This is a genomic window from Pseudomonas sp. BS-2016 (assembly GCF_001806145.1).
GTDB classification, from domain to species: Bacteria; Pseudomonadota; Gammaproteobacteria; order Pseudomonadales; family Pseudomonadaceae; genus Aquipseudomonas; species Aquipseudomonas lundensis.
Genome location: NZ_MLCT01000159.1, coordinates 1 through 2,374, shown reverse-complemented (window position 1 = coordinate 2,374; position 2,374 = coordinate 1). Strand labels below are relative to the sequence as shown.

The window sequence follows — 2,374 nt, the reverse complement described above, 5'->3', positions numbered from 1 at the left end:
CCATTCCTACAGATTGATCGGACTTGTCTGAAGCGTAGACGCGAATTGCCTTGCCCATGAAGTTTGTCGACGGGGCAGCACACAGCGCGTCATGGCAGGCGTTAATTGTCTAGGCCAGCGGGGCGCTCGGCGGCGGTTAGCGTTTGATTTTAACTGCCCTCAGAGTATCAACATGACCGCTTCCACCCCTCCAGCCGACTCACAGCACCTCATCACGAGCGAGCAAATCGAAACGTTGTTTCGCGAGCCGCCGTCATTGCTGGCGGTAGCGCAAGAAAGCGCCCAGGCCTACCTTGACCAGCATTTTGCTGAACACAAATGGCAGGCCGGTCTGATTTATATCGCTGCGCCCGCCGACACTGACGGTAGCCTCGTTTACCAGGCCTTGTCCGAGTGGCTGCTGCAACGCCTGGCCCTCGCCGGCCCGGTGTTGCTGGTGGCGGACTATCACGTGGTCGCCCAACGGGTGCGCGAGGTGTTTGTGGAAGGTGGCCCGAGCCTGGTTGAACTGGAGCGGCTGATCAACCGCTGCGGCGCGCTGTTGTGGAGGACCTACGTACGACGCCTGCAAGCCTGGTGGTGTGAAGAGTTGCCGGTGAACATGACGCGCTGGGGCTACCTGTCGGATGACCTGCTGACACTGCTGTATGACTCACCCAAGCCGCCGGGATACAGCGAAGAGCAATTCGCCACACTGTTCCCCAAAACCCTGCTGCATCCGATTCGTCCGGATAACGAGTGGAGCGCCCACGGCGATGCATTGCGGGTGCAGGCGGTTTACCTGGCGGGGCCGCCCGTCGAGATGCTGCCGGTGCTGGTCCTTATTCACGGACAACAGCGCTTGCTGTTCAGCCCGGCCAGTGGCCTGCACCCGCTGCGCGACGAGGACGAAATCGCTGCATGGTTGCCGGCTTTTGCTGAGGGCGCGCGCGTAGAGCAATGGTTTGCCGAGGACGTTGACAGCGATCCGTTCGACGCCCTGGCGGCGAGCTACCTGGCACGTCAACTGCGCGATATCGACCGGATTGACCGCAGCCTGGCACTTGCACCGGGGCAGCATCAGGCGTTGCTCGACTACATCACCGATCCGCGACGCTGGTTCGTCGCCAGCCTGGGCGCACGTCAGCAAGCGCTGCGCAGCGCCGTGCCGCTGTGGCTGGCCCACGCCGACGAGCAAGACAGCATCGCCTATGCGCGCCTGCTCCAGGCGCTGGTGGTGGCCCGCGAGCAAAATGGCGGAAAACAGTATCTCGACGGTATCGACTCGATCCGTCAGTTTGCCGATGACGCGCTCAAAACTTGCCTGCACGCTCAACCAGCGGCGCGCAAAGTGCTGCCTGCCGATGTTCAGCTGACCTTTAAACGGGTGATTGCCGCCGCAGTGCCGGTGCCGGGAGGTTTCATAGCGGGTGAAGTCGACCTGATCACCGTAAGCCTGACCGAACTGGCGCTGGAAAACCTGGCCGGGTTCCCTCACACCGTCACCAGCATCACGTTGAACGACGCCCCGGCGCCCGGTTGGTTGACTTACGACCTGCTCAGCGGGTGTGTGCAAACGGCTGACGTCGGCCAGGCTTACCCGGCTTTGTTGAAAAGAAAGCTGTTGGATGATCCAACCGAAAACGCTCGGCGCTTGCAGTTGTTCAAGCGCCAATTACGCGTGCAGTTGCCGATGCTGGCGTTGGAACTGAAGATCAAGGACGAGCACGGCCTGACGCTGGATGGCTTCAGGCGCGTGCAGGCTGCGCTGCAATCGCGCCTGGCCGATCGTACGGTACAGGACCAGGCAATGGCGCTGTGGCCGCTGGCGTTCAAGGCTTCGGCGGCTGCTGACGCCGATGAGGTGACCGCGCACTTCATCATTGGCCCAAGGGCCGGGCAGGCGGGCGTGCATCTGCTGTACCGGCCATTGCTCGAACCGATGTTGCAGGAGTACGCGTCGATCCACGCGTTGTTCGAGGCCATCAAGGCGCCAGGCCCATTACAGGACAGCGTGTTGACCTGGATCGCTCCGGCACGCCAGGCGGTCTACGCCAACGGCGGTTTCAATGAACCGCATATCCGTCGCTTTTTGCCTGGCGATGAGTTCGGCGTGTATGACAAACCGCCGGCGGCGCAACTGCACAAGCAGTTGGGCACGCAAGGCCCCTGCACCCTGGTGTTCAACGGCACGGCAAAGGCTCTGGTTGCCCTGGCTGACCGGCAATCGGTATCGAACGCCGAACAACGCTGGGCCCATATGAAAGAGGTAGGTTGGCTGTTGTTTGCCAGTGTCCTGCCGTTGACCAGCGGGCCGTTGCAATTGGGCGGATGGCTGGTGCAATTGGTCGACAGCCTGCAGCAGGATATTCAGGACCTGGCCAGCGACGATGAA

Annotated in this window: 1 pseudogene; it reads left to right on the top strand. The window is 61.8% G+C overall.

From position 1 onward, the window contains the following. Positions 1-172: 172 nt before the first annotated feature. Positions 173-2,374, top strand: a pseudogene (locus BKD70_RS23295) (hypothetical protein); the annotation flags it as partial.